The sequence below is a fragment of the Sphingomonas sp. TREG-RG-20F-R18-01 genome (assembly GCF_022662475.1).
GTDB lineage: Bacteria > Pseudomonadota > Alphaproteobacteria > Sphingomonadales > Sphingomonadaceae > Sphingomonas.
Window position 1 is genome coordinate 381,389 of record NZ_JAKNQQ010000001.1, and the last position, 26,516, is coordinate 407,904.

Annotated in this window: 34 protein-coding genes and 1 other RNA gene; 15 read left to right on the forward strand and 20 right to left on the reverse strand. The window is 65.7% G+C overall.

From position 1 onward, the window contains the following. Positions 1-29: 29 nt before the first annotated feature. The 5 genes from L8K25_RS01815 to L8K25_RS01835 all read right to left on the reverse strand — a co-directional run bounded on the left by L8K25_RS01815 (position 30) and on the right by L8K25_RS01835 (position 3,337). Complete coding sequence (locus L8K25_RS01815; RefSeq protein ID WP_242137219.1) at positions 30-1,385, reverse strand: DUF418 domain-containing protein; 1,356 nt, start codon at positions 1,383-1,385, stop codon at positions 30-32. 166 nt (positions 1,386-1,551) lie between these two features. Further along, positions 1,552-1,944 carry a 50S ribosomal protein L19 gene (gene rplS, locus L8K25_RS01820; RefSeq protein WP_010164172.1) on the reverse strand — a complete coding sequence of 131 codons (393 nt, stop codon included), beginning with the start codon at positions 1,942-1,944 and terminating at the stop codon, positions 1,552-1,554. Position 1,945: 1 nt separating this feature from the next. Beyond that, on the reverse strand, positions 1,946-2,677 hold the full coding sequence (gene trmD / locus L8K25_RS01825; protein ID WP_242137220.1) for a tRNA (guanosine(37)-N1)-methyltransferase TrmD: 732 nt from the start codon (positions 2,675-2,677) through the stop codon (positions 1,946-1,948). Continuing rightward, positions 2,674-3,063 carry a type II toxin-antitoxin system VapC family toxin gene (locus tag L8K25_RS01830; protein WP_242137221.1) on the reverse strand — a complete coding sequence of 130 codons (390 nt, stop codon included), beginning with the start codon at positions 3,061-3,063 and terminating at the stop codon, positions 2,674-2,676. Before L8K25_RS01830 ends, trmD begins: the two co-directional genes overlap by 4 nt. Before the next feature lies 1 nt (position 3,064). Then, positions 3,065-3,337, reverse strand: a complete 273-nt coding sequence (locus L8K25_RS01835; RefSeq protein WP_242137222.1) for an AbrB family transcriptional regulator — start codon at positions 3,335-3,337, stop codon at positions 3,065-3,067. A gap of 83 nt (positions 3,338-3,420) precedes the next feature. Here L8K25_RS01835 and L8K25_RS01840 point away from each other — a divergent pair, with 83 nt between their 5' ends. Further along, positions 3,421-4,326, forward strand: coding sequence for an NAD(P)/FAD-dependent oxidoreductase (locus tag L8K25_RS01840; RefSeq protein WP_242137873.1), 906 nt, complete (start codon positions 3,421-3,423; stop codon positions 4,324-4,326). A 189-nt stretch (positions 4,327-4,515) separates the two neighbouring features. Here L8K25_RS01840 and rimM read toward each other — a convergent pair whose 3' ends face one another. The 3 genes from rimM to ffh form a co-directional block, all read right to left on the reverse strand. Then, a complete protein-coding gene (gene rimM / locus L8K25_RS01845; protein ID WP_242137223.1) occupies positions 4,516-4,992 on the reverse strand; it encodes a ribosome maturation factor RimM in 477 nt (158 codons plus the stop codon). Further along, positions 4,992-5,459, reverse strand: a complete 468-nt coding sequence (rpsP, locus tag L8K25_RS01850) for a 30S ribosomal protein S16 (RefSeq protein ID WP_242137224.1) — start codon at positions 5,457-5,459, stop codon at positions 4,992-4,994. Before rpsP ends, rimM begins: the two co-directional genes overlap by 1 nt. A 62-nt stretch (positions 5,460-5,521) precedes the next feature. After that, complete coding sequence (gene ffh / locus L8K25_RS01855; protein ID WP_242137225.1) at positions 5,522-7,036, reverse strand: signal recognition particle protein; 1,515 nt, start codon at positions 7,034-7,036, stop codon at positions 5,522-5,524. 223 nt (positions 7,037-7,259) lie between these two features. On the opposite strand from ffh, the gene L8K25_RS01860 reads away from it, so the two are divergent. From L8K25_RS01860 to L8K25_RS01875, 4 genes are read left to right on the forward strand one after another with little or no spacing between them, the layout of a single operon-like run. Further along, positions 7,260-8,906, forward strand: coding sequence for a bifunctional diguanylate cyclase/phosphodiesterase (locus tag L8K25_RS01860; RefSeq protein ID WP_242137226.1), 1,647 nt, complete (start codon positions 7,260-7,262; stop codon positions 8,904-8,906). Between the two features lie 57 nt (positions 8,907-8,963). After that, positions 8,964-10,361: a tRNA (N(6)-L-threonylcarbamoyladenosine(37)-C(2))-methylthiotransferase MtaB gene (gene mtaB, locus L8K25_RS01865; protein ID WP_242137227.1), complete on the forward strand. Its 1,398-nt coding sequence runs from the start codon at positions 8,964-8,966 to the stop codon at positions 10,359-10,361. Beyond that, positions 10,358-11,287 carry a signal recognition particle-docking protein FtsY gene (gene ftsY, locus L8K25_RS01870; protein WP_242137228.1) on the forward strand — a complete coding sequence of 310 codons (930 nt, stop codon included), beginning with the start codon at positions 10,358-10,360 and terminating at the stop codon, positions 11,285-11,287. Before mtaB ends, ftsY begins: the two co-directional genes overlap by 4 nt. Further along, entirely contained in the window at positions 11,284-11,910 is a 627-nt protein-coding gene (locus tag L8K25_RS01875) for an inner membrane-spanning protein YciB (RefSeq protein ID WP_242137229.1), read from the forward strand. The genes ftsY and L8K25_RS01875 overlap by 4 nt, the downstream gene beginning before the upstream one ends. Positions 11,911-12,364: 454 nt before the next feature. Here the strand turns inward: L8K25_RS01875 and L8K25_RS01880 are convergent, their stop codons facing one another. Both L8K25_RS01880 and pspF read right to left on the reverse strand, forming a co-directional pair. Next, a complete protein-coding gene (locus L8K25_RS01880; protein WP_242137230.1) occupies positions 12,365-12,976 on the reverse strand; it encodes a superoxide dismutase in 612 nt (203 codons plus the stop codon). 73 nt (positions 12,977-13,049) lie between these two features. Next, the gene (pspF, locus tag L8K25_RS01885; RefSeq protein ID WP_242137231.1) at positions 13,050-14,114 is read right to left on the reverse strand and encodes a phage shock protein operon transcriptional activator; all 1,065 of its coding nucleotides are present in this window, start codon (positions 14,112-14,114) and stop codon (positions 13,050-13,052) included. Between the two features lie 157 nt (positions 14,115-14,271). On the opposite strand from pspF, the gene L8K25_RS01890 reads away from it, so the two are divergent. The 9 genes from L8K25_RS01890 (at position 14,272) to L8K25_RS01930 (ending at position 17,705) form a co-directional block, all read left to right on the forward strand. Then, the gene (locus tag L8K25_RS01890; RefSeq protein WP_242137232.1) at positions 14,272-14,421 is read left to right on the forward strand and encodes a DUF677 domain-containing protein; all 150 of its coding nucleotides are present in this window, start codon (positions 14,272-14,274) and stop codon (positions 14,419-14,421) included. 36 nt (positions 14,422-14,457) lie between these two features. Next, entirely contained in the window at positions 14,458-15,126 is a 669-nt protein-coding gene (gene pspA / locus L8K25_RS01895) for a phage shock protein PspA (RefSeq protein WP_242137233.1), read from the forward strand. Then, positions 15,126-15,431 (forward strand): envelope stress response membrane protein PspB, encoded by a 306-nt coding sequence (gene pspB, locus L8K25_RS01900; protein ID WP_242137234.1) that lies wholly within the window; start codon positions 15,126-15,128, stop codon positions 15,429-15,431. The genes pspA and pspB overlap by 1 nt, the downstream gene beginning before the upstream one ends. 1 nt (position 15,432) lies before the next feature. Continuing rightward, complete coding sequence (pspC, locus tag L8K25_RS01905) at positions 15,433-15,810, forward strand: envelope stress response membrane protein PspC (protein WP_242137235.1); 378 nt, start codon at positions 15,433-15,435, stop codon at positions 15,808-15,810. Positions 15,811-15,869: 59 nt separating this feature from the next. Next, positions 15,870-16,166 carry a hypothetical protein gene (locus tag L8K25_RS01910; protein WP_242137236.1) on the forward strand — a complete coding sequence of 99 codons (297 nt, stop codon included), beginning with the start codon at positions 15,870-15,872 and terminating at the stop codon, positions 16,164-16,166. Between the two features lie 17 nt (positions 16,167-16,183). After that, the gene (locus L8K25_RS01915; protein WP_242137237.1) at positions 16,184-16,456 is read left to right on the forward strand and encodes a hypothetical protein; all 273 of its coding nucleotides are present in this window, start codon (positions 16,184-16,186) and stop codon (positions 16,454-16,456) included. 179 nt (positions 16,457-16,635) lie between these two features. After that, positions 16,636-16,890 (forward strand): hypothetical protein, encoded by a 255-nt coding sequence (locus L8K25_RS01920; RefSeq protein ID WP_242137238.1) that lies wholly within the window; start codon positions 16,636-16,638, stop codon positions 16,888-16,890. A gap of 23 nt (positions 16,891-16,913) precedes the next feature. Beyond that, a complete protein-coding gene (locus L8K25_RS01925; protein ID WP_242137239.1) occupies positions 16,914-17,156 on the forward strand; it encodes a hypothetical protein in 243 nt (80 codons plus the stop codon). A gap of 138 nt (positions 17,157-17,294) precedes the next feature. Then, positions 17,295-17,705 (forward strand): SufE family protein, encoded by a 411-nt coding sequence (locus tag L8K25_RS01930; protein ID WP_242137240.1) that lies wholly within the window; start codon positions 17,295-17,297, stop codon positions 17,703-17,705. Positions 17,706-17,743: 38 nt separating this feature from the next. Here L8K25_RS01930 and L8K25_RS01935 read toward each other — a convergent pair whose 3' ends face one another. Beyond that, the gene (locus tag L8K25_RS01935; protein ID WP_242137241.1) at positions 17,744-18,514 is read right to left on the reverse strand and encodes a hypothetical protein; all 771 of its coding nucleotides are present in this window, start codon (positions 18,512-18,514) and stop codon (positions 17,744-17,746) included. 268 nt (positions 18,515-18,782) lie between these two features. Between L8K25_RS01935 and L8K25_RS01940 the strand changes: the two genes are divergently transcribed. Continuing rightward, the gene (locus L8K25_RS01940; RefSeq protein WP_242137242.1) at positions 18,783-19,103 is read left to right on the forward strand and encodes a multidrug efflux SMR transporter; all 321 of its coding nucleotides are present in this window, start codon (positions 18,783-18,785) and stop codon (positions 19,101-19,103) included. Positions 19,104-19,148: 45 nt separating this feature from the next. On the opposite strand, the gene L8K25_RS01945 is transcribed toward L8K25_RS01940, so the two are convergent. The 9 genes from L8K25_RS01945 to L8K25_RS01985 form a co-directional block, all read right to left on the reverse strand. Further along, a complete protein-coding gene (locus tag L8K25_RS01945) occupies positions 19,149-19,475 on the reverse strand; it encodes a hypothetical protein (protein ID WP_242137243.1) in 327 nt (108 codons plus the stop codon). Beyond that, positions 19,472-20,017: a J domain-containing protein gene (locus L8K25_RS01950; RefSeq protein WP_242137244.1), complete on the reverse strand. Its 546-nt coding sequence runs from the start codon at positions 20,015-20,017 to the stop codon at positions 19,472-19,474. The genes L8K25_RS01945 and L8K25_RS01950 overlap by 4 nt, the downstream gene beginning before the upstream one ends. Before the next feature lie 84 nt (positions 20,018-20,101). Then, positions 20,102-20,509: RNase P RNA component class A (gene rnpB, locus L8K25_RS01955), an RNA gene on the reverse strand. A gap of 39 nt (positions 20,510-20,548) precedes the next feature. Then, complete coding sequence (locus L8K25_RS01960; protein ID WP_242137245.1) at positions 20,549-21,241, reverse strand: N-acetylmuramoyl-L-alanine amidase; 693 nt, start codon at positions 21,239-21,241, stop codon at positions 20,549-20,551. Between the two features lie 64 nt (positions 21,242-21,305). Beyond that, the gene (locus tag L8K25_RS01965) at positions 21,306-22,100 is read right to left on the reverse strand and encodes a protein-glutamate O-methyltransferase CheR (protein ID WP_242137874.1); all 795 of its coding nucleotides are present in this window, start codon (positions 22,098-22,100) and stop codon (positions 21,306-21,308) included. A gap of 65 nt (positions 22,101-22,165) precedes the next feature. Then, entirely contained in the window at positions 22,166-23,215 is a 1,050-nt protein-coding gene (gene cheB / locus L8K25_RS01970) for a chemotaxis-specific protein-glutamate methyltransferase CheB (protein ID WP_242137246.1), read from the reverse strand. Between the two features lie 119 nt (positions 23,216-23,334). Next, positions 23,335-23,700 (reverse strand): response regulator, encoded by a 366-nt coding sequence (locus tag L8K25_RS01975; protein WP_010164213.1) that lies wholly within the window; start codon positions 23,698-23,700, stop codon positions 23,335-23,337. Between the two features lie 87 nt (positions 23,701-23,787). Further along, entirely contained in the window at positions 23,788-24,216 is a 429-nt protein-coding gene (locus L8K25_RS01980) for a chemotaxis protein CheW (RefSeq protein ID WP_242137247.1), read from the reverse strand. Continuing rightward, positions 24,216-26,507, reverse strand: a complete 2,292-nt coding sequence (locus L8K25_RS01985) for a chemotaxis protein CheA (protein ID WP_242137248.1) — start codon at positions 26,505-26,507, stop codon at positions 24,216-24,218. The genes L8K25_RS01980 and L8K25_RS01985 overlap by 1 nt, the downstream gene beginning before the upstream one ends. Between the last annotated feature and the right edge of the window lie 9 nt (positions 26,508-26,516).

Below are 26,516 nucleotides of genomic sequence, written 5' to 3' on the forward strand. Positions count from 1 at the left end.
GCCGGCGGCTTGCGTAAAGGCCCTTGGCGTCAGGCGATTGCGCCGGCCCCTGTCCGGACATGGCGCCATTGCAACGCGCGCCGCTCGATCAGCGAACGCCACGCCCATTCGACCGGGGCGATCCGGAACCAGCGCATCCACAGGTTCGCGCCGATCAGCAGCACGCCGTTGACCAGGATCGCAGTCAGCATGAGGCCCGCCCAACTCATTCTGCCGTACCAGGCGAGCATGAACGGAGGGTACAGCACCCACAGACAGATCAGCGTCTGCGCGACATAGATCGACAAGGCCGTCCGCCCCGCTGCGGTGAATGGCCGCAACAGCGTCGCCCCCAGCGCGGTGGTGACGAGCAGATTGACCAACCCGACATGCCCCAGCGTCATCGCCAGCCGTGCGACTTCGCTAGTCGCCATGCTGATCTGCGGCGCGGCGGTAAAACGCGTGCCCTCATACGCTTCGAGCAGGCGCAACGGGACCCCGATCGCATAGGCCGCACCCGTCATCACCCCGTAGAATCGCACCGATCGCAAACCCTGCAGGACGCCGAGCCGAAACAGCCCCGCGCCGATCAGCATCGTCGCAGCAGCCTCCCATACGAACAGAAGTTCGAACCCCTGTTCCTCCATATACCTGAAAGTACCCCATTGCTGCGCCGCCCAGGTCGCGAACGTCCCCGTACGCGCCTTGTCCTCGGCGACGATCCGGGCTCTGCTATCGCGCTTCAGCGTCGCGCGTTGCTTCCGCTGCTCCGCTTGGTTGGCCAGCATCGCCTGGTCTTCGCGCGTCAGCGGCGCGTGCGCATCCCGGTGTTGCTCGACACGCTCCCGCGCGGACGCGTTGGTCCGGTCGACGCTGTAACTCATGCCGCCGCCGATCAGGAAGAACATGGCCATGCTCGATCCCAGAAACAGCAGCGCGCGCGGGCGCAACTCGCGAAACAGGAACGCAACGAGAGCGGCGAGCCCATAGGTGTGCAGGATATCGCCGGGCCACAGCAGCACGAAGACGTGCACCAGGCCGAACAGGAACAGGATGACGTTGCGCGTGAAGTATCGCCGCAGCACCACCGATTCGTCGGCCTGCCGCGCAAGCCGCTCGGTCAGGATCACCATTCCCGCGCCGAACAGCATCTCCAGCATCCCGCGCGCCGTCCCCATCGCGAGCACTTCGCGGATCCACCAGACGATCTGATCCGGCATCGACCAGCCGAGATGCCGAATATCGTCGAACGACGCAGTCATCGACTGGCCCATGTCGTTGATGTTCATGAACAGGATCCCGAGGATCGCGATCCCACGCAGCATGTCCAGCACCGCGATCCGGGGCGCACCGTCCGGTTCGACGGAGATCGCGAGGGGGTCGACGGGACGGGGAAGCTGCGACATCGATGATCCCTCGGGTGGTTCGCCGCTCTTACCCGGAGGGCGTCGTGGTTGCACGATCAAGCGTGGGCATGCCGTCGCCCAACCTCGATGGCCATGCGATGCACACGAAAAAGGGCGCGGAGACGATCGTCCCCGCGCCCTGATTCTTCCACAAAACGCGCCGAGCTTATTCGGCTGCGGCAGTGCCCTTTGCAGGACGCGTGTCGCGACGCTCTGCGATACGCGCCGACTTGCCGGTGCGGCCCCGCAGATAGTACAGCTTCGCACGACGCACCGCGCCCTTGCGGACGACGACGATGCTGTCGATGTTCGGCGAATACAGCGGGAAGACGCGCTCCACGCCCTCACCGAACGAAATCTTCCGTACGGTGAAGTTGCTGCCCATGCCCTTGTTCGACCGCGCGATGCACACGCCTTCGTAGTTCTGGACGCGGGTGCGCTCGCCTTCGACAACCTTCACGCCGACCTTGAGCGTATCGCCAGGGCGGAATTCGGGGATCTGCTTGGTTTCGAGAAACTTGGCAATGTTCTCGGCTTCGATCGTCTGGATGAGATTCATCTCATGCGTCCTTCGTCTGTCGTCGCGCGCCAGAGGGCGGTTGGACCCGAGCACCCTCATGGCGCTCCCACAGATCCGGCCGCCGTAGCCGTGTATCGGTCTCGGCCATGTGCTTGCGCCATGCCGAAATCCTCGCATGATCCCCCGATCGCAACACTTCGGGGATCGTGCGCCCTTCCCATTCAAATGGTCGGGTGTACTGCGGATATTCGAGAAGGCCGCTTTCGAAGCTCTCGTCATCACCGCTAGAAGCCGCGCCCATTACGCCGGGAAGCAGCCGAATGCAAGCGTCGAGCAGCACCAGCGCGCCCATCTCGCCGCCCGACAGGATATAGTCGCCGATCGAGACTTCCTCGATGCCCCGCGCGTCGAAGATGCGTTCGTCGAACCCCTCGAACCGACCGCACAGGACGGTGACGCCGGGCCCCTGCGCGAGGTCACGGACGCGCGCCTGGGTGAGCGGGCGGCCGCGCGGGGTCATCGCGAGGATCGGCGCGCCGGTCGCGACGCTGTCGATCGCCGCGGCGAGGACGTCGGCCTTGAGCACCATCCCCGCGCCGCCACCTGCCGGGGTCTCGTCGACGGTGCGATGCTTATCGCTCGCGAAGTCGCGGATGTTGCGCGCGTCGAGCGACCATTTCCTCTCCCTCAATGCGCGCCCCGCGAGCGAAATGCCGAGCGGGCCGGGGAACATCTCGGGGTAGAGGGTGAGAACGGTGGCGGCGAAAGTCATAGCGTCCAATTCTCTACGCGCAGGTCGGGGATGTCGGCGAAATGCCGCTGGTTGTTCGTGACCAATGTCAGCCCGAGCGCCATCGCATGCGCGCCGATCAATCGGTCGAAGCTGGTACGACGCATCCCCATCAGCCGCGCCAAAGCGCCATAGGCATTGGCGGCTGCACGATCAAAGTCGTGCAGCCGCAATGTTCCCACAAACCGATCTAGTCGCTCGTCATCCATCGGATCGGCGTCCTGCCCCTGCGCACCGACGCGCAACTCGGCCAGCGTGATCGACGATATTGCCAGACCCTTGCGATAATTCTCCCGCACGCGCTCCTTCAATGTAGCGCTTCGGGCGAGTGTGAAATCGAGGCAGGCGTTCGTATCGAGCAGATACATGTCACGCGGCTCCGCTGTGCGACGGGGGCTTGCTCCAGTCCCGCTCATCTTGCTCGGTATCGCCGCGGCCCTCCGCCATGAAGCCCGGCGACATGCTGCCGTAAAGGCTCATCAGCACGTCCAGACTGTCACTTTCTCGCCAAAAGCTGAATTTGCCGTTGGCATGCGGCACGACAACCATGTCTTCACCCTCCGCAAAGCCCAGTGCCTTTGGCAACCTCAACGCGAGCGAGTTGCCGGATTTGAATACCTTGGCCCGATATTCTTGTGCCATGCGCAATCTCCGTATGTACGTTACGTATATACTGGCAGTGGGACGGTCAAGGAACGTTACGCTTGCGTACGCGTATCGCTGCCATGGACGACTGTATCATCATCGGCGCCGGCCCCGCCGGCCTTACCGCCGCGATCTATCTGACGCGGTTTCATTTGAAGATCCGGCTGTTCGACTGTGGCAGCAGCCGCGCCGCGCTGATCCCGCGGACGCACAACCATGCGGGCTATCCCGGTGGTGTGAAGGGGACCGAGCTGTTGCGGCTGATGCTCGACCAGGCCGAGGAATTCGGTGCGGTGCGCGAGGCCGCCGAGGTCACGGAGATCCGCCCGACCGGCGACGACTTCGAGGTTCGCGTCGGCGACCGCGTGTTCCCGACACGCTCGGTGCTGCTCGCGACCGGCGTCGTCAACATCCGCCCGGAGATGGACCGCGCCGTCCATGACGAAGCACTGGCACGCGGGCTGATCCGCTATTGCCCGATCTGCGACGGCTATGAAGTCACCGACAAGCGCGTCGGGGTGATCGGCACCGGCGACCACGGAATGAAGGAAGCGCTGTTCCTGCGCGGCTATACCCGCGACGTCACGCTGATCGCGCCGGGCGCGCGGCACGAACTCGACGATGCGTGCCAGGCCAAGCTGCAAGAGGCGGGGATCGTCCATGTCGACGGTCCATGCTCGCCAATGCGGATCGAGGGGGAGGAGATGGTCGTGACGACGCCCGGCGGCGATCTGGCGTTCGACAGCGTCTATCCCGCGCTTGGCTCCACCATCCGTTCCAAGCTCGCGGTGGCGGCGGGGGCACGTGCGACCGGCGAAGGGTGCCTCGAGGTCGACGATCACCAGCGCACCTCGATCCCTGGGCTGTTCGCGGCGGGGGATGTCGTGAAGGGGCTCGACCAGATCAGCCACGCGATGGGCGAAGCGGGCGTTGCCGCGACGACGATCCGTAATTTGCTGGATGAGCGGCGGCCGCTCTGGCGGTGATGTTTGATCGTCACCCCCGCACCCCAAAAGCAACCGTCATGCTGAACTTGTTTCAGCATCCAGCGTGCACCAGGCATAGTCAGGACTCGTGGAGGGCTGGATCCTGAAACAAGTTCAGGATGACGGCTGGGGTGAGGAATTGGCCGCCAAACCAGCAATCAAGGCCTAGGTAGACCCCGAACCGCCCGCTCAGACGATAAACGCCCCGTCCACCACCACGCGCTCCGCGTTCCACTCGGGAACCGCCTCGGCGTTCATCGGGATCATGAAGCGCTTCTTGTCGGGCCGCTCGATCTCGAGCACGTCGCCCGCGCCGAAATCGTCGATCGCGACGACATGGCCGAGTGCCTCACCCTCCAGCGACACCGCCGGCAGGCCGAGCAGGTCGGCGTGATAATATTCGCCCTCTTCCAAGGGCGGTAACGCAGAGCGCGGCACGGTCAGCTCGGTCCCGCGCATCGCCTCGGCGGCGTTGCGGTCGGTGACTTCGGCGATCCGGGCGATCGCGCCGTTGCTGCCGGAGCGCACCGACTTGAGGGTCAGTGCGCCGCCGTTGAACGTCTTGTACTGCCCAAGATCCTCGGTGAAGACCTTGAGACGCACCTCCCCCGTGACGCCATGCGCGCCGATCACGACCGCGAGCGTGACGGGGGAGTCGCCGGACATCAGCCTTCTGCCGGTGCCGAAGCGCTCTCGCCTTCGTTGACGGCATCGTCGGTCGCTTCGGCGGCAGGCGCAGGCGCTGCGGCTGCTTCAGCGGCGGCTGCCGCTGCTGCTGCCTTTGCCTCTTCGGCGTCGGCGAGCTTCTTCTCACGCTCTTCCGCGCGCTCGACGGCCTTCTCGCCGGGCTTGCCCTTGTTCGGGTTGGTGCGCGCGGCGCGCTCACGGATGCCAGCCACGTCGAGGAAGCGTGCGACACGATCGGTCGGCTGCGCGCCGACGCTCAGCCAATGCTTCGCGCGGTCCGCGTCGAGCACGATGCGCTTCTCGTCGTCCTTGGCGAGGAGCGGGTTGTACGTGCCCAGCTTCTCGATGAACTTGCCGTCGCGCGGGCTGCGCGCATCGGCAACGACGATGCGGTAATACGGACGCTTCTTGGAGCCGCCACGCGACAGACGAATGCTGATTGCCATTGTAGATTACTTCCTTCTTTTTCGGTCTTTGGTTTTGCCAGCGGCTTGCGGCCGCATGGCGATCACTTCTTCTTGAGCAAATTCTCGAAGCCCGGGGGGAGCTTCGTCTGGCCGCCGCCGAGGCCGGGAAGACCCCCGCCACCGCCGCTGAACATCTTGGACGGGTCGATTCCGCCGAGACCGCCAAGGCCGCCCGCGCCATCCGGGCCGCCACCGCCGCCCAGACCGCCCATGCCGCCACCACCACCAAACAGCTTGGCCATGCCCTTGAGGCCGCCCATCTTTTTGATCTTCTTCATGGCGGTCGCCATTTCCTGATGCATCTTCAGGAGCTTGTTGACCTCCTGCACGGTCGTGCCGGAGCCCTTGGCGACGCGGATCTTGCGCTTGGCGTTGAGCAGTTCGGGCTTGCGTCGTTCCTTGGGGGTCATCGACGTGATCATCGCGTCGAAGCGGACGAGGATCTTCTCGTCCATCGCGCCCGAGGCCATCGCCTGCTTGGCCTTGGCCATGCCGGGGATCATCCCCGCAAGCGCGCCGAGGCCACCCATGCGGCGCATCTGCGAGAGCTGCGCACGCAGATCGTCGAGGTCGAACTCGCCCTTGGCGAGCTTGGCCGCCATCTTCTCGGCGTCCTCGACCTGGATCGCTTCCGCCGCGCGCTCGACGAGGCCGACGACGTCGCCCATGCCGAGGATCCGGCCCGCGACGCGCTTGGGATCGAACGCCTCGAGCGCGTCGAGCTTTTCGCCCATGCCGGCGAACTTGATCGGCTTGCCGGTGACCGCGCGCATCGACAGCGCCGCACCACCGCGCGCATCGCCGTCCATCCGGGTCAGCACGATACCGGTCAGCGGCACCTGATCCGAGAAGTTCTGCGCGACGTTGACCGCGTCCTGCCCGGTCAGCGAGTCGACGACGAGCAGGATCTCGGTCGGCTTGGTGACTTCAGCGACCGCACGCATCTCGTCCATCAACGCCTGGTCGACGTGGAGACGACCCGCGGTATCGAGCATCAGGACATCGAAGCCCTGCAGCTTCGCCGCCTGCACCGCGCGCCGCGCGATATCGACCGGCTGCTGCCCCGCGACGATCGGCAGGGTCGAAACCTCCGCCTGCGTGCCGAGCACCGCGAGCTGCTCCTGCGCGTTCGGGCGGTTGACGTCGAGCGACGCCATCAGCACCTTCTTGCCCTGCCGCTTGGCGAGGCGCAGCGCGATCTTGGCGGTCGTCGTCGTCTTGCCCGACCCTTGCAGGCCGACCATCATGATGATCGCGGGCGGCGCGACGTCGAGTTCGAGCTCGGACGCTTCCGCACCCAGCATCTCGACCAGCGCGTCGTTGACGATCTTGACGACCTGCTGCCCCGGCGTGACCGAGCGCAGCACGTTCTGGCCGACCGCCTGTTCGGTCGCGCGATCGACGAAATCGCGCGCCACCGGCAGCGCGACGTCGGCCTCGAGCAACGCGACTCGGACTTCGCGCATCGCCGCACGCACGTCGGCCTCGGTCAGCGCACCGCGCCCCCGCAACCGATCGAACACACCGCCAAGACGGTCGCTCAGGCTCTCGAACATCCGAAAAAACCCTTCTAAACTGTCGCTTTCGCCGCGTAACGCAAAGAACGCCGGCGGACGAAACCTCGTCGGCCGGCGTAGTCCCGCAGGACTGCCTTCACGCTTCATGGTGGAGCGATCGGCTTGTCCCTTACCGCAAGGCGTTCGTCGCTGCAACCCGGCGGGTTTAACGTCTCGTACATGGATGGCGTGAGATGGGCGTCCCGACGGGAGGCTGGCCTAAATGACGATACGCGACACAGATACCCGCAAGACCGAGGCACAGGACAGCCGCCCCGAACCCGCTCCCCGCAGCGACCTGGTCGGCAATGCGATCACCGTCGCTGCGATCCTGCTGTTCGTCGGGCTCGGCAGCGCGGCCCTGTCGAGCACGGTCCAGCAGCTCGTCGGAAGTCCCGTCCATACCGATCAGGCGCTGGTCATCGCATTGCTGCTCAACATCGCGTTGATACTGATCGGGTGGCGCCGGCACAGCCATCTGGCAAACGAAGTGTCCGTCCGGACCGCGGCCGAAGAACGCGCGCAGCATCTCGCCGCGCGGGATCCGTTGACCGGCTTCCTCAACCGCCGCAGCCTTGCCGAAGCGGGTGCCGCGATGGCCAGCCAGACCACGAGCCGGCGCAAGGCAATGGCATTGCTGCTGCTCGATCTCGACCATTTCAAGATCGTCAACGATCTGCACGGCCATGCGACCGGCGATGCACTGCTGATGGCGGTCGCACGCGAAATTGCCGATGCCATGCCGCCGCAGGCGCTGACCGCGCGGTTGGGCGGGGACGAGTTCGCCTGCGCCTTCACCTTCGATCCGCTCGATCCGATGGCGGTGGAACAGGTGGCAGAAACGCTCGTCGCAAGGCTTGCCAAGCCGTTTCAGGCCGACGGCATCCATCTGCACATATCGGCATCGGTCGGCATCGCGCGATCGGACAACGCGACCGCGGGCTTCGACACGCTGATGCGATCGGCCGATACCGCCATGTACGCCGCCAAGAATGCGGGGCGGAACCGGTTCGCCTGGTTCGACAAGACGATGGAGCGCGAACGAAAGGCGCGCAGCGATCTCGAGGCCGAACTGCGCCTCGCAATTCCGCGCGGGGAAATCGTGCCGTATTTCGAACAGCAGATCGATCTGCTCACCGGGCGCCTGTGCGGCTTCGAAGTGCTCGCCCGCTGGGAACACCCCGTGCGCGGGCTGCTCGGACCGGATGCTTTCGTGCCCATTGCCGAACAGACCGGGCTGATCAGCGACCTGTCGCTCGCGATCATGCGGCAGGCGTTCCAGGCGGCGCGCGACTGGGACGCGGGGCTGACGCTGGCCGTCAACATCTCCCCGTTGCAACTGCGTGACGCGTGGATGGCGCAGAAGATCATCAAGGTCCTGACCGAAACCGGCTTCCCCGCCAACCGGCTCGAAATCGAGATTACCGAAGCGACCCTGCTCGACAATCTGACGCTGACGCAATCGATCGTCGGGAGCCTCAAGAACCAGGGGGTGCGGCTGGCGCTCGACGATTTCGGCACCGGCTTCTCCGCTTTGTCGCACCTGCGGGCCCTGCCCTTCGACCAGATCAAGATCGACCGCAGCCTCGTCCTGTCGATCGAGCAAAGCGCCGAGAGCACTGCCCTCGTCACCGCGATCTCGCGGTTGTGCGACAGCCTCAATCTGCAGATCATCGCGGAGGGGATCGCCGATGCCCGGATCGAGGAACGCCTGCGCGCGGTCGGTTGCGCCAAGGGTCAGGGGTTCCTGTACGGACAGCCGCTGAGCGTTGCCAACACACGCCGCCTGCTGGCGGAACGTCGCCTGCTGCAGATGCCCGTGCCCGGGATCATGGCCGTCTCCGATGCGGAGCGGCGTCGCAGCGCCTGATTTCGCGCGACCAGCAGATACATGGACTTCGTACCCCACCACCCCTAGATCGCGGCCATGCCTTCCCCGCAGATCATCAGCCTCGGCTGCCGTCTCAATATCGCCGAGAGCGAAGCGATTCGCGCGCTCGCGGGCGACGGGGATACGGTCGTGGTCAACAGCTGCGCCGTCACCAATGGCGCGGTTGCCGAAACCCGCAAGGCGATCCGCCGCGCCCGCGCCGATCGCCCCGATGCGCAGATCGTCGTCACCGGATGCGCCGCGCAGATCGATCCTGCGAGTTTCGCCGCGATGCCCGAGGTGGACCGTGTGCTCGGAAACGTCGAGAAACGGTCGCCAGCCGCCTGGACCGCGAACGACGCCGTCATGGTCGGCGACATCCTTTCCGCACGCGAGACCGCGCCGCAATTGTCCGCGGTGTTCGCAACCCACGCGCGTGCCTTCGTCGAGGTGCAGAATGGGTGCGACCATCGCTGTACCTTCTGCGTCATCCCCTATGGCCGCGGCAACAGCCGATCGATCCCGGCGGGCGCGGTGATTGATCAGGTCGCAGGCCTCGTCGACGGCGGGCACCGCGAGGTCGTGCTGACCGGCGTCGATCTGACGAGCTACGGCCCCGACCTTCCCGGTGCGCCGAGCCTAGGTCTGCTGGTCGAACGGATCCTGCGGCATGTCCCTGCGCTCGAACGGTTGCGGCTGTCATCGCTCGACGGGGTCGAGATCGACGACCGGCTTTTCGCGTTGCTGACACAGGAAGCGCGGGTGATGCCGCATGTCCATCTGTCGCTCCAGGCGGGGAACGACCTGATCCTCAAGCGGATGAAGCGCCGCCATGCGCGCGCCGACAGCGTCGCTTTGGTCGAACGGCTGAAGACTGCACGCCCTGAGATCGCGATCGGCGCGGACCTGATTGCGGGCTTCCCGACCGAGGACGATGCGATGTTCGCGGACACGCGCGCGCTGATCGACGATTGCGACATCGTCCACGCGCATATCTTCCCTTATTCCGAACGCGACGGCACCCCCGCCGCACGGATGCCCGCGGTGCCCGTGCCCGAGCGGAAGCGGCGTGCTGCGCTGCTGCGTGAGGCGGCGGCGGTGCGCAAGGCGGCCTGGCTGGACGGGCTGATCGGCTCGACGCAGGCGGTGCTGGTCGAACGCCCGGGCGATCGCGGGCATATCGGCAGCTTCGCCGAGGCGCGGTTCGAGACGCTTGCGGTCGGATCTGTTCAGCGCGTCCGGATCACCGGGAGCGACGGAAACACGCTTTTTGCTTCCCCCATTCCCGCTTCCCCGGCGAAGGCCGGGGCCCAGTCGCGAGACGCCGGTAACGAAGCGCCATCCTCTCCAACCTCTGACATCGCTCCTGGGCCCCGGCCTTCGCCGGGGAAGCAACAGCAGCAGCAGCAACAGCAAAAACAGCAGCAAGCATTTTCACAAGAGACCCTCGCATGACCCCAAGCTGGCACGACAAACTCCTCGGCGGGTTCAAGCGCACCTCCGACCGGCTGATCGGCAATCTCGCCGGGCTCGGCACCGGCCCGCTCGACACCGCGACGCTCGACGAGATCGAGGAAGCGCTGATCGCCTCCGACCTCGGCCCCGAGACCGCCGCGCGAATCCGCCGCCGCCTGTCGACCGGTGTGTTCGAGCGCGACATGGAGGAGCTCGGCATCCGCCTCGTCGTCGCCGAGGAAATCGAGAAGTCGCTCGACACCGTCGCGGTCCCGCTCGAGATCACCGGCTTCCCGCGCCCGCACGTCATCCTGGTTATCGGCGTCAACGGCTCGGGCAAGACCACCACGATCGCCAAGCTCGCGCATTTGCTCAAGGAACAGGATTACGGCGTGATGCTCGCGGCGGGCGACACGTTCCGCGCGGCGGCGATCGGGCAGCTGGCGACCTGGGCGGAGCGCGCGGGCGTGCCGATCATCAGCGGCAAGGAAGGCGGCGACGCGGCGGGGATCGTCTACGAAGCGGTCAAGCAGGCGACCGCCACCGGCATCGACGTGCTGATCGTCGACACCGCGGGCCGGCTCCAGAACAAGCGCGAACTCATGGACGAACTGTCCAAGATCCGTCGCGTGCTCGGCCGCCTCAACGTCGAGTCGCCGCATGACGTATTGCTCGTGCTCGATGCGACCACCGGGCAAAATGCGCTCAACCAGATCGAGGTTTTCAGGGAATCGGCGGGGGTCACGGGCCTCGTCATGACCAAGCTCGACGGCACCGCGCGCGGCGGCGTGCTGGTCGCGGCAGCGGAGAAATACGGCCTGCCGATCCATGCGATCGGCGTCGGCGAAGGCATAGGGGATCTGCGCCCGTTCGACGCGAACGAGGTTGCGCGGATCATCGCCGGCGTGGAAGGGGTCCGCAAATGACCTCCACCCAAGCCCTTCCGCCCAAACCGCCGCTCTCCGCGGGCCAGCGCCTCGCGGTCGACATCGGCCCGATCGCGATCTTCTTCCTCGTCAATTTCCTTGCGCCGGGGTTCGATACCGCAAAGCTCATCGCGGGGACCGCGGCGTTCATGATCGCGAGCGTCGCGGCGATGATCTACTCGCTGGTCAAATCCGGTCGCATCTCCCCGATGCTGTGGATGACCGGCACACTGGTGCTCGTGTTCGGCGGGTTGACGCTGTATTTCCACGACAAGAATTTCATTCAGATCAAGCCGACGATCATCTACGTCATGCTGTCGGCAATCCTGGTGTTCGGGCTGGTCACGGGCCGGCCACTGCTGAGCCTGTTTCTCGATTCGGCCTATCCCGGGTTGAACGAAACCGGATGGCGCAAGCTGACGATCAACTGGGCGGCGTTCTTTGCGTTCCTCGCCGTGCTGAACGAGGTGGTGCGGCACGAGTTCAGCTACAGCTTCTGGCTCGGGTTCAAGCTGTGGGGGGTAATTCCGCTGACACTGATCTTTGCCTTCGCCAACGTGCCGATGCTGATGAAGCATGGCTTCCAGATGGGCGAAGAACCGCCGGTCCCCCCGGTCGAGTGATTCGCGATACCGGTTTTCTTCTAAATACTTCCCCGGCGAAGGCCGGGGCCCAGTAGCGAAGGTGAACGAAACGAAGGGCAGTCGCCCGCTATCTCCGTCCTCACTACTGGGCCCCGGCCTTCGCCGGGGAAGTGAATCAGCTAAAATAATCAGAAGGAAATCGCGGGGGAGAGCATTACCTGCTCGATCCCCCGGCAATCGTGTCGCCGTTGCCGGTCTTTCCGGCGGCGTTCCTCGTCCCGCGTTTCTCTTTTATGTCCGGCGCTACGACAGCACGCGAACCATAGCAGGCGTTTCGACAAAAAAAAGGGCCGGTCTTTCGACCGGCCTTGAAAGTTTTAGGAGAGGATGCCTGAAAGGCACACTCTTTGTGCAGTGCAGCGCGATTCAGATCAACTGCAATGTGAGCGTTAACGCGTGCGTTTTATGCAACTGCGTTTTCACCCCTGCACGATCAGGCGCTTGCGCCGTCGAAACGCTTGCCCGCCTCGTCCCAGTTCACGACGTCCCACCAGGCCTTCAGATAACCCGGACGGTCGTTCATGTACGTCAGGTAATAGGCGTGCTCCCACACGTCGTTGCCGAGGATCGGGGTGCCCTTGTCCTTGGCATCGTCCATCAGCGGGTTGTCCTGGTTGGGCGTCGAGACGACCTTGAGCGCGCCCGACGAATCCTTGATCACCCACGCCCAGCCCGAACCGAACTGGCCCGCACCCTTTGTGTTGAAATCTTCCTTGAGCTTGTCGAGGCCACCGTAAGCGTCGATCGCCTCGGCGAGCGCGCCTGACGGCTTGGTCGTGCCGGCCGGTGCCATGATCTTCCAGAAGAAGTCGTGGTTCCAGAACCCGCCGCCATTGTTGCGGACGAGCGGCGGCAGCGTCGAGATCATCCCGAGGATATCCTCGATCGACTTGCCCTCGAGCTTGGGATCGGCCGCGACGCCTTCGTTGAGCTTGTTGGTATAGGCAGCGTGATGCTTGTCGTGGTGGAACGTCATCGTCTCCTTCGAGATCGTCGGCTCCAGCGCGTCATAGGCATACGGCAGCGGGGGAAGTTCGAAAGCCATGGCTCTTCTCCTTTGGTAATGACGGGGTCGCTCACCCTAACGTCGCTTGGCCGAAATGGGTCCGGCCCGCTCGTTACGCAACCGATTCGGAAGAAGCGCCCGAAATCAGTCCGTGGCGCTTCAGTGCGTGGCGCAATTGATCGTAGCTGAGCCCCAGCGCTTCCGCGGTCGCGCGCTGGTTGAAGCGGTTCTCCCCCAAGGCGGTCTGGAGCATCTCGCATTCGAACCGCGCCAGCCGCGCCTTGTAATCCATCGGCTTGCCGTCATCACAAGGGACCATCGGTGAAGGCGGCGCTGCGGTAGCCGGTGCGGTGGACGCGGTCGGCACCGGATCGTTCGGTAGCGTCGCCATCGGCGTCGCCGGCCGATACGGCGACTGGAACGGATCGAACTGGATCGCATCGATCGGGGCATCGAGATCCCACCGGTACACCGCGCGCTCGACCACGTTGCGCAGTTCGCGGACGTTGCCCGGCCATGCATAGGCGATCAGTTGCGCCTCTGCCGCCTTGGTGAAGCCGAGCCAGTCGTCGCGGTGCAGTTCCGCCGCCATGCGCCGACCGAAATGCTCGGCAAGCACCATCACGTCGTCCCGGCGCGCGCGCAGCGGCGGGAGCGTTACCACTTCGAAACTCAACCGATCGAGCAGATCCGCGCGAAACTGATGACACGCGACCTTGTCGGGCAGATGCTCGTTGGTCGCCGCCACGATCCGCACGTCGACCCGCATCGGCCGCGACGACCCGATCCGCGTGACCTCGCCATATTCGACCGCGCGCAGCAGCCGGTCCTGCGCTGCCATCGACAGCGTGCCGAGTTCGTCGAGGAACAGCGTCCCGCGATGTGCCTCCTCGAACCGCCCTGCCCGCGCCTTGGTCGCGCCGGTGAACGCGCCCGCTTCATGCCCGAACAGTTCGGCCTCGATCAGCGTCTCGGGCAGGGCCGCGCAATTCATGATGACCAGCGGCTGGTCCCATCGCGGCGACAAGCGGTGGAGGCGCTCGGCGACCAGTTCCTTGCCCGTCCCGCGCTCGCCGATCACCAGTACCGGACGGTCGAGCGCGGCTGCGCGGCTCGCGAGTTCGAGCGCGTCGAGAAATGCCCCCGATTGTCCGATGACCTGGCTGACTCGCTCCATTCCCAAGGCTTGGCGTAAAGTCCCAAGCCTTGGCAAGCGCCTTCTCGTTCATCTGGCAGAAAGCCTCGCAATTCCGCCATTCCGGCAGTTGGCACACTCCCTGCAACGCTTCTGGCATCGCCCCACGGGGCACCGGACACGAACAGGGAGAAGCACAATGGACAGCCAGTATAAGAACCGCACCTCGATCCCACAGCTGCTCGTCGCCCTCGTCGCCACCGTCCTCGTCGGATCGGTCGCGCTGGCTGGCACGGTCGGCCCGGCGATGGCCACCGTTTCCACGGTCAGCGCCCCGTATCAGGCCTGACCGCGAAAAATCCGAAATTTCCCAAGGAGTATCATAATGGGCATCTTCAGCCGAACCCGCGACATCATCGCCGCCAATTTCACCGATCTGCTCGACAAGGCCGAAGACCCTTCGAAGATGATCCGCATGATCATCCTGGAGATGGAGGAAACGCTGGTCGAAGTCCGCGCCTCCGCCGCCCGCACGATCGCGGACCAGAAGGAAATGCGCCGACACATCAACAAGCTGGGCAGCCTCCAGGAAAGCTGGACCGAAAAGGCCGAGCTCGCTCTGTCGAAGGGCCGCGAGGATCTCGCCAAGGCGGCACTGGTCGAAAAGCAGAAGGCCGCCGACATGGCCGCGCAACTCGACGGCGAAATCACAGTGCTCGATGAATCGCTCCGCGCCTCGGAGGAGGACATCGCCAAGCTGACCGGCAAGCTCCGCGAGGCGCGCACCCGCCAGAATTCGATCGCGACTCGCTTCGAAAGCGCGCAGAATCGCTTCAAGCTGCGCGAGATGTACAATGGTCCGCGGATGCAGGACGCGTTCAGCCGCTTCGAGGTCATGGAACGCCGCGTCGATATGGCCGAGGGCCGCGCCGACGTCGCCGGAATGGGCGCCCCGCCCAAGACGCTCGAGGAAGAGATTGCCGAGCTCAAGTCGAGCGAGAAGGTGGAAGCCGAACTCGCCGCGATGAAGGCTCGCTTCGGAAGGGACGGCTGATGGAAGACATCCTTGTCCCGATCGTCGTTATCCCAGCCATCTTCATTGGCATGCCCTGGATCATCCTACACTATATTACCAAATGGAAGCAGGCGCCAAAGATCACCAATGAGGACGAGAAGCTGCTCGACGAGCTTTACTCGCTCGCTCGCCGGCTGGAAGACCGACTGGGGACGGTCGAACGGATCATCGCCGCCGATCATCCCGAATGGCGCGTGAGCATGCCGCTCGCGGAGCCGGCCGCCCCATCCTTTCCCAACCCGTCTCACCCAACCCCGTCCTACGACATCACCCGGAGGAACTGAAATGTCCGCCAGCCGCACCAAATATTACCTCGACAAGCAGAACGGCAAATGGCTCGGCGTCTGCGCCGGGATCGCCGACTACACCGGGATCGACGTTACCTGGGTCCGGGTCGGCACCGCGCTGTTGACCCTCGCCACCAGCGGTTGGGTGCTGGTCGCCTATATCGTCATCGCCTGCGTCGCCGAGAAGAAGCCGCTCGGCCTGTACGACAGCGCCGATGACGAGCGCTTCTGGCAGGGTGTCCGCACCAATCCGACGCGCTCGACCGCCGAGGTCCGCTCCAAGTTCCGCGACATCGACCGCCGGCTTGCCGACATCGAGGTCATGTACACCAGCCGCAACAGCCGCCTCGCCGACGAGATCGACAGCCTGCGCTGAACCGCACGGACGCGACCGTACCGCGATTGGCATCACTTGGGGCAAACAGGGAAAATATCATGAGCCATTCATTGGGATTGTTGATCCCGCTCGCCGCGATCACCGTCGGTCCGCTGGGGTGGACCATCAGCAACTACATGCGCGCCAAGCATGGCTATCCGCTCGAGGGCAAGGACGGTCGTCTGGTCGGACGCGAAGGCGACCTCAGCACCATCCGCCAGGTCGACCTGCTGAAGGCCGAGAACGACAAGCTGCACGGCCAGGTCAGTCGTCTGGAGGAGCGCCTCGCGGTCCTCGAACGGATCGCGACCGACCCGGCCGAGCGGGTCTCGCGCGAAATCGACGCACTGCGCTGAACCGGAAAGGACCGAGCATGACCCCCGACGTCGTCTTTCTCATTCCGATCCTGGGCATTTGCGTCGGCATGGTCGCCGTCGTCGGTGGCGTCATCGTCCGCCCCTGGCTTGCCTATAAGGAGCGGCGGCTCGTGATCGAGGCGACGATGGTCGCCGAGAAGGCCGCGCAATATGCCGCCCACACCGAACGGCTCGAACAGCGGGTCCAGGTCCTGGAACGCATCATCACCGACCGCGGCGTGGACCTCTCGCTCGAGATCGAGCGGTTGCGCGACACCAACCTGAACTGACCCATCAACCCTTTCTTCCCCAGAGGTTATCATGATCATCTTTCTCGGAGTGCTCGCCGTCGTAACGGCGGGATGTTGCTGGGCGACCGAAAGCATCGATCGCCCCCGCCGCCGCGCAGCCCGCGCGGCACGTCAGGCCACCCAGGGCTGACCGCCCGACTATCACAAGGGAGAGTGTTATGAACGGTGGAGAAATGATGGTCGTGCTGATCGTGCTGGTCGCGGTCGTCGGCAAGATCGTCCAGGCCCGCTACAGGGCGGCCGACCGGATCGAGGGCCAGCCGACGCAAGACAGCGCCGACACACAGCGCCAGCGCGAGGAAATCCGCGCGCTCAAGGAGCGGATCGCAGTGCTCGAACGGCTCGCGACCGACAAAGAAGACAGCAGCGCCCGCCTCGATCGCGAGATCGAGAAGCTGCGCGACCGTCCATGACCATCCTGGCAGGAGCAGGGATCATGACTGACCCGAATGTCACCATCACGCTCGCCGCCACCGCGCTTATGGGGCTTGCGATGCTCACCTACGCGCTGCTGACCGGCTGGCGTGGCTGGCTCTCGTTCAAGCTGGAACAGCTGCATGCGGTGGGCGAGGCGAATGGCGGCCCCGCGTTGCCCAATGCCAGCGCCCGGATCGAGATCGCCGACCTCAAGGAGCGGATCCGCAAGCTGGAGGCGATCGCCGCCGGGGTGGATCTGTAAGCGCGGGCAGACCGGCTCGCCCGTTCCCGGGCGCAGGCTCCCGCACCCCTCCCATAAGGGGCCGGCAGCGGCCGTGCAGCGCGAAACTCTCGCAAACCAAGGGTGACGAACGCCGCCCACCCCGCCTATAGCGCCTGCATGCAAAGCCTCGCCGACATCGAAACCGAATACAGCTTCCTGGAGGCGGACGACCGCTACCGCCTCCTGATCGACCTCGGCCGCGAGCTCGAGCCGATGCCCGACCCCCTCAAGACCGATGCGACGCTGGTGCGCGGGTGTTCGGCATCGGTGTGGGTCTATCCGATGGCGCGCGACGACGGCACGCTGCACTTTCTCGCGGATTCGAACGCGGCGATCACCAAGGGGATCATCGCGCTGGTGCTTCTGGCGGTGCAGGATCAACCGGCCTCGGCGATCCTAGCGACCGACATTCCGCAGCAGCTGGCACCGTTCGATCTCAGCAAGCAGCTGAGTTCCAACCGCACCCAGGGCATCCCCAACATGATCGCGCTGATCCGGGAAACAGCGGCACGCTACGCGACCGGCTGAACGACCGCCCATTGCCGCGCGGGATCGAGGCCCGGCGTTCAATGCGCGTCGGCATAGGCCGCGCTCAACCCATATTGCGCCTCGACGGCGGGGTCGAGCCAGCGCTCGATATGCGCAACGTCCTCCGGGCACAGATCGGCATAACGTTGCGGGGCATATCGAAAATGCCCCTGCCCCTTGTAGCTCGAAACGGGCGCGAAGTGCGCGGCCGGCGCGATGCCGGTGGCGGCGGCGATCGATTGGACCAACTGCTCGGGTGCCCGCACGAACGCATCATAGCTGACCAGCGCGACGTTGTGCGCGCGCGCCGGTAGCGCCGCCCAGTGCCGCAACTTCGCGGTGCGTTTGGCGATGCAATTGGCAAAGCGCGCGCCCGTCTCGGGGTCGCGCTCGTGCAACATCTCGGTTCCCAGCAGCGGATGGCCGGGCTCGATATGGTCGACATGCTCGTCCCAGCAACTGTACCATTCGCTCCGGACGAACGCGTCGAACGGCTTGGCCTTCAGCGTGGGGTGGGCATGCCACGGCTGGCGATGCAGGCTGCGCGCCCAGTCGAACGCATCACGCGCGACCACGAGGGTCAGCGTGTCCTTGGGAAACAGCGTCTGCGGCGGGACGAACCAATGCTTGTGCCCGAATTCGTCGGTCACCCGCGCGCCGGGCAGGTTGGTTGCCAGGGTCTGCGCTACGACGTTGGTTCCGCTGCAGCGCTGCCCGAAGATCTGGATTCGCGTGATCGGCGCGTCGCCACGGAGCACGACGCCAAGCCCGCCGTCGAACCGATGCCAGTTGTGAGAAATGGTGGTCATGTCGTGTGCCGTGCTGGAGAAGGCGCGCCCGCTCGAACCCGCCGCTTCAGCCGCATTCGAAGGTCGCGGTGCGCGCGCTACACAAGGATTCGCACGACGCCAATCGGTTTGAGCGCGACAGCGGTCGAATGGATGGTTTCAGGGCGCATGGTCGCCAACGGTGGACAAATCACCCCACGGCCTCTATCCGGCCGCCCATCGCGCGCGCCTCTTTCGGGTTTCCGGCAGCCGCTTTCCCGTCAGAGCCCGTTACACAAGGAGATCGCGCATGGCGTGGCTCATCCTCGGCATCGCCGTGGTTACTGAAATCATGTGGGCACTCAGCCTGAAATGGGCCGCAACGCAGGGTGGCGTGCTGGCCGCCGCCGTCCCCATCACGCTCAGTTTCGTCAATATGGGGTTGCTCGCACTTGCGATGCGCGGCCTGCCTGCCGGCACTGCCTATGCCGTCTGGACCGGGCTCGGTGCGGTCGGAGTCACCATCTTCGGTGTCATCCTGTTCGGCGAAAAGCTGAACGTGCCGCAGATGGGGTTCATCGCGCTAATCATCGTCGGCGTCGTGGGGACCAAGTTGTTCGCGACCAGCTGAACGCCATCCCGTCGCCCCGGCTTGTGCCGCGGTGGCGGGAACGGGTCAGCCGTCTTGCCCGTCCGGCGCGGGCCGTGGCCCCAGCCCGAGGTCGCGTACGACCTGGGCGATTGGCGCGCCATCGGTCACCAGCGCCCAGTCGCCCGGTGCATGCCCAGTCACCACCGTCACCGCGCCGCGCGGACAGATCCCGAGGCATTTCACCTCGATGATCCCCAGCGCCCCCTTGCGGCCCTTGCGAACCCCCAGGGCCTCGCGCAACGCCTTGGCCAGTGGCGTCTTCCCTTTCGACCCGAACCCGCCGTCGAGCTTCTTCGAACATTTCTTGCAGACCAGCACCGTATCGGCCCAGTCCGAGCGAACGGTCTTCAAGCGTCCGGCTTCCACGTCCGCTGGTCTTCCGCCGCCTTGAGCACGTCGTACGCAGCCTGGATGGCGAGAAAGCGCGCCGCGGCCTCCTTGTCTCCCGGACGGACATCGGGATGATTCGATTTGGCGAGCCGGCGCCACGCGATGCGAACCGTCTCGAAATCAGCATCGACCTCGAGCTCGAGCACCTCGAGCGCGCGGATCTCGTCGCGCGAACGGCTGCCGTCGCCGGGCCCTGCCCATTGATGATGGCGCGACTCGGTATAGCCCTCGGCGGTTTGCGTCTCGGCGCGTTCGCGCTCCGCGGCTTCCTCGGCGCTCAGGCCCTCGAAGTAATTCCACCCACGGTTATATTCGCCGGCATGCTCCTGGCAGAAGTACCAGCGCTCGGGGCTGTTGGGGGATTTGGGCGCGGGACAATCGCCCTTCTGGGTGCAACCGTGGCGGTCGCAGAGACGGATCGTGGCGGCTTCCGTGCTGGCTTCGCCGTAAGCGCGCCAGCGGGGAAAGCCCCAGTCGACCGATCGGGAGGAGGAACGCGCCATAGCGTGCCATCTAAGCATCGAAGCGCGTTAGCGCCATGACGCTTTTGTGAAACCGCTGTGAATTAAAGCGATCAGTGTCAGAAACGCGCCAGAGGGTCTGTAAGCCGGGTTCTGTCCACCCCACCGTTATGACGGGGTTAGGCGACCATTCCTCTAGGACGACGCTTGCGCGCCGCCTCAAGCAATCAACCCGGGCGACTGGCTGAAACGAAGCCCCGGGACCGAAGTCCCTTGCCGCCCCTATTCGATCTTGCTCCCGGTGGGGTTTGCCATGCCGCCCCTGTTACCAGGCGCGCGGTGCGCTCTTGCCGCACCCTTTCACCCTTGCCTGTTCCCCTTGCCGATTCGCATCGAAAGGGGACATCGGCGGTCTGCTCTCTGTGGCACTGTCCCTGGGGTCACCCCCGCCGGGCGTTACCCGGCACCGTCGTTTCGCGGAGCCCGGACTTTCCTCGCGTATCCGAAGATACCCGCGGCCGCCCGACCCTCTGGCTGCGACGCCCCTAGCGCGAATTACCGCAACGGCAAAGCCTATCCGTCGTCCCCGGTCGGTTTGGGCAGCAGCAGCGCGAGCAGGATGCTACGGCACTCCCCGTCGATCACGCCGTCGATGAGTTCGGGTCGGAAGCGGCGCTGGAACGCGACCACCGCGGCGAGCTTGTCGGTCACGTCGTAACCGAAGCGCTCGAGCGCCACGAGGAACCCGGCATCGGTCCACATCGGGTCCATCAACCCCTTGGTCGGGCGCGGCAGTGCAAGCCGGACCTTGGCGAGCCGGCTCCACGGGAACAGTTCACCCGGGTCCTGCTTGCGAGTCGGCGCAATGTCCGAATGGCCGACGACGTTGCCGCGCGTAATGCGGTGGCGCTCGGTAATGTCGGCGACGAGCCGCACGACCGCGTCGATCTGCTCTTCCATGAAGGGGCGGTAGCCGAATTCATGTCCGGGATTGACGATCTCGATCCCGATGCTGGCGCTGTTGACGTCCTCGATGCCCCGCCAGCGCGACTTGCCCGCATGCCAGGCACGCTGGTCCTCGGCGACCATCCGCAGGATCTGCCCGTCCTCGGCGACGAGATAATGGGCCGAGACCTTGGCTTCGGGATCGCGCAGCCGATCGATCGCGGCCTGCGCCGTCTGCATGCCGGTATAGTGCAGCACGATGATCGACACGGGTAACGATCGCGCGTCGAAATTCGGCGAAGGTGTATCGATGATGTTCATGGGCCTGTCCCCTCCGCGAGCCGGTTGCCAGCTTAAGCACGGTCCGGGCTGCGGCGAAACCCCGTCAGACGCCCGCTGGCACCGCTTCATAGAGTCCGCGATACCGGGGACTTGGCCGGAACGCCTCGGTCTGGCCGATGACCGTCTCGCCCGCACCCAGGACGAGCAGGCCGCCCGGCCGGATCACGGTCGCAAACCGGTCGAGCACGCGGCGGCGCAAGTCCGGTGGCAGGTAGAGCAGCACATTGCGACACAGGATCACGTCGAACCGCCCGACGGGCAACGGGTCCGCCACCAGGTTGATCCGCCGGAACGCGATCCGTCGAACGAGCTCGGGCTTGGCGACCCAGTCCTCGGCCTGCTGGTCGAACCAGCGCATCATGCGGCGGATCGGCAGCCCGCGCTGGATCTCGAAATGGGTGTAGCGCCCTGCCCGTGCACGGGTCAGCGCCGCCTCGGACACGTCGGTCGCGACGATATCGGGGGGCATGGTTTCCCCCAGCGCCTCCTGTTCCGCGAACAGCATCGCCAGCGACAGCGGCTCCTGCCCGACCGAACAGCCCGCCGACCAGATCCGCACGCGGCGCTGGCCTTGCTCGGCGCGCAATGTCGCCACCGCCTCCGCCACCAGCTCGATCACCGCGGCATCACGGAAGAACGAGCTTTCCTGGTTGAGCAGCGCATCGACCGCCTGATCGGCGATCTCGGGCGAGCGCCGAACCGCCTCGACCAGATCGTCGAGGGTTGCCAGCTTGAGATCGCGCAGCAGCGGCTTCAACGCGGTCTCGATCCGCCATTCGCGGTTCGCCGCCAGCTGCTGGCCGGTGCGCGATTCGAGCAGGGTATTGAGCGCGACCATCACGCCCTTGCTGTGGGATTCGAGGAGAGGCATTCGACTGTTGGTACTTTCTGGAACGCTGGACATCAGGCCGGACGACGACGCTTGGCGATCAGCTTTCCGATCTCGACCGGGGTCAACACGGCCGCCGCATGGCCCGACTTGGCGATCGCCCCGGGCATCCCCCAGACGACCGAACTCGCCCGATCCTGGACGACGATGCTGCCCCCACGCGCGACGATGGTGCATGCGCCCTCGGACCCGTCGCGCCCCATGCCGCTGAGCACGATCCCGAGCGCCCGGTTCCCGTACACTTCGGCGACGCTGTCGAACATCGGGTCGACCGAAGGCATGCAGCCGTTCTTCACGCTTTCGGTACTCAGGCGGATCGCCCCGCCGTCCGGCGTCCGTGCGACCCGCATGTGCGCATCCCCGGGGGCGACGATGATGCGGCCCGGACGGATCCGCAGGTGGTCGCTCGCGACGTCGCACGGCCGCCCGGCAATGGTCGCGAGTTGCGCGGCGAAATAGGGCATGAACGACGCGGGCAGATGCTGGGTGACCAGGATCGGCACCGGGAAGGACGCCGGCACTTCGCGCAGCACTTGGCTCAGCGCATGGATACCGCCGGTGGACGCCCCGATCGCGACGACGTCGAACCCCTTGCCCACGCTCGTCGGCGTGGCGTCTGGCGTCGCCGTCGCGGGATGGTCGGCCAGTTGGTCTTCGGCGGCGAGCAGGCGGTCGAGCTTTTCGACCAATGCCCCCGAGAAGCGCCCGGCGAAATCGCCGATGTCCGGTTTGACCAGGGTGTCCGCCGCCCCCTGCGCCAGCGCCTCGATCGTCGCCGCCGCACCGTCGCTGGCGATGGAGGAGACGACCAGCACCTTGGCCCCGTGTCCGGCCGCGATCAGGTCGGGAAGCGCAACCAGCCCGCTGACCCCCGGCATCTCGATGTCGAGCACGATGACGTCCACCCGCCGCTCGCGCAGAAAGGCAAGCGCGGCCGCCGCGTGCGGCACGGCCCCGGCCACCCCGAACCGCCCGCCCTGTTCGATCGCGCGCGCGATCATGGCGCGCGCGACGACGGAATCATCGACGATCAGGACGCTTGGAGAGGGATCGCCTTCGGACATGCTGAAACTCGCAATGACGCAAGGAAAGGAGGCATCGCGAGGGACGACGCCGGAAAATCGTGCAGGAGCATGCAGGGGCGATTGCGGGTGCGCTGAACTCGGCACCCTTCGCCCGCCCGTCAGGCCATGCCCACGATCTGTAATTTGCTTTCCAGCGTCTCGCGATCGAACGGCTTCATCACATATTCGTCCGCGCCCGCCTCGATCGCGGCGCGGATGTGCGCCATGCCGTTTTCGGTCGTGCAGAACACCACCTTGGGCCGGGTCGGGATCGAACTGTCGCGGAGTGCGCGAAGAAAATCCATGCCGCTCATGACCGGCATGTTCCAGTCGAGCAGGATGACGTCGGGTGCGGACGCGAGGCAGGCGGTAAGCGCCTCGCGCCCGTCTCCAGCTTCGCTCACCTGGAAATCGAGCGTCTCCAGGATATGGCGCGCGACCTTGCGGATCACTTTCGAATCGTCGACGACGAGGCAGGTCTTCATGCGGTCACCCTGTTGTGCAATGCGCTTGACCGGGTTTTGCCCGAAATGCGTAAGCGTCACGTTAATATTGGTTTTTCGAAAGATCGCTCACGCCGCGACGAGGCTGACCGCAGGGATCAGCGCGTCCAGCGCGATCGCCAGGATCGGCTCGTTGTCGCGCTCGACGATCCCGCGGGCAACGCCGGGCCATCCCTTGTCGAGGACGATCCCGGGAGACATGGGCGCCAGGTCGAAGGCTGCGACGTCCTCCAGCGCGTCGACGAGCACGGCATAATGGTGCCCTTCGACGATGGTGATGACGGCGCGCATCGCGCTGCCGTCCCCCGGCGGAAGCCCCAACGCCGCGCGCGTCTCGATCACCGTGACCACGCGGCTGCGCAGGGCGGCAAGCCCGCGCACGTGGCGTTCGGCGCGCGGGACGGGAATGATCGCCCCGATATCTACGACCGACTCGACTTGCGACGATTCGATCGCGACCGTGCGCCCGGCAATCTGCGCGATCAGGAACAACGGCATCAGCGGCCTCCGGCAGATTTGGCAAGCGCGGCCAGCAAGCCGGGCCGGTCGTAGCGGAAGATGCTGCCGTCGACACCGTCGCTCTCGGCATCCCGCCGCAACCGCACCACGGGCGCACCCCCGCTCGTGGCCGGACACTCCCGATCCATCGTCACCACCACCCCAGCCTGCTCGCCGGGCAGCAACGACGTCGTCGCACGGTACCCCGCTGCCTCGAGCACGGGCTTGAGGAATGTCGTCAGCCACGCCGCGTCGGTGCCCTGCAACAGGCACAAGGGTGCGTCGGCGGCGGCCCCGGGATCGGCATGGGTCGAGAACAGCCAGAAGAGATCGATCACTTCGATCTGGTCGCCATCGATCGCGACGACGCCGGCGATCGGACCGCTGACCGGAGCGGCGACCACCGTTTCCGGCAGCTCGACGATATCCAGGGCTTCGGCGATCGCATAGCCGAGCTCGACCGTGCCGTCGCGCAGGCGAAGCACCGACACGTTTGCCCGCCCCTCCCACGGCCCCAGCGCCACGAGCGGAATGATCGCGCCCTCGACCGACAACCGCAGCCGGCCGGCTGCATGCCGGATCGCGCTGGACGGCACCGGCTCGACCCGGTCGATGACCGACAGCGGCACGATCCGGCGGACGCCATCGAGGTCGTCGAACAGCAACGCCTGCACGCCCGGCGTCGCGACCACCGCATCCTCTTCGGTCAGGATCTCGCGTGCAAAGACGAGACCGGCGAGCTGCGCGATACCGGCGCAGTCGAGCATCAGCATCGGCAGGCCGCTGTCAGGCAGCGTCTGCCCGGCGTAGACGTTGGTCGCCATCACCGCCGGCGCGGCCGGTTTGACCACCAGTTCCTCATGATCGAGCACCGTATCGACCGCGAGGGCATAGGACCCGCCCGAAACGCCGACAATCACCAGCATCACTGGCTCGGATGCACCGAACCCGAGCAGGTCGCCCAGATCGACCAGCGGCATCCGCCGGTCGCGCACCGTCGCCATCGCGGTATCGCCGAGACGGTCGATGCGGATCGATTCGGCACCGACCCGCACGATCTCCTCGATCGTCTGCCGCGAAATGGCGAACCGCTGGTCGCGCACGCCAACGCCGATCGTCGACATGATCGACAGCGTCAGTGGAACGTGGATCGAAATGCGCAGGCCCCGGCCCGGCGAATTCGAAAGTTCGATCCGGCCACCGATCTGTTCGACGTTGGCGCGGACGACATCCATGCCGACGCCGCGCCCGGAAATCGCCGTGACTTCGTCCTTGGTCGACAGCCCGGGCGCGAACACCAGTTCCAGTCGCGCCTGCTCGCTCATCGCGCGGACTTCGGCGTCGCTGTACAGTCCCGAAGCAACGACCTTGGTTGCGAGCCGCGCGGTATCGATCCCGCGGCCATCGTCCGCGATCTCGATCACGATCTGGTTGCCGGACTGGCGCGCGGCGACGTTGAGCCATCCGGTCTCGCGCTTGCCCTGTGCCCGCCGATCGTCCGGACCTTCGATCCCATGGTCGATCGAATTACGGATCAGGTGGACGAGCGGATCGCGCATCATCTCGATCATTTCGCGGTCGAGTTCGACGTCGCTCCCCTCCATGTGCAGCGTCACCGACTTGCCGAGTTCGGCCGCGGTGTCGCGGACCATGCGCGGCAGGGCGGAGAACAGCGCCTCGATCTTCTGCATGCGCGTGCGCGTCACGGTATCGCGCATCTCGGCGACGGTCAGCGACAGCCGTTCCAGCGCGGCCTCGATCGTCGGATCGACCTCCTCATGCCGGAGCCGCCGCGCGAGTTCGTTCCGCGCGAGCACCATGTCCGACATGCCGCTCATCATGCGGTCGAGCAGATCGACGTTCAGTCGCACGCTGCGCGTCGGCGCGCGCATCACCGGGGCGGCGCTGCTGGCAATCGCTTCGGATCCGGTGTCGAGCGCCGCGATCAACAGGTCTTCGCCCGTGTCGTCGAGCGCATGGCCGGCATCGATCGCCTCGACGATCTCGCCGACGCGGTCGACGATCGCCAGCACGGCGTTGACCAGCCGGGTGTCGGGCGTGCGCTCGCCCGCGCGCACCGCTGCGAGCACATCCTCGGCGGCATGGCTCAGTCGGGCGAGCCGCGGCAGGTCCAGGAAGCCGCAGCTTCCCTTCACCGTATGCACGAACCGGAAGATGGCATCGAGCCGCTCGCGGTCATCGGGCGCGGATTCCCACGCGACGATCTCCCCCGAGAGCGCTTCCAGCGTCTCGCGCGTTTCGGCAATGAATTCCTGTAGCAGATCGTCCATGGGCCCCCG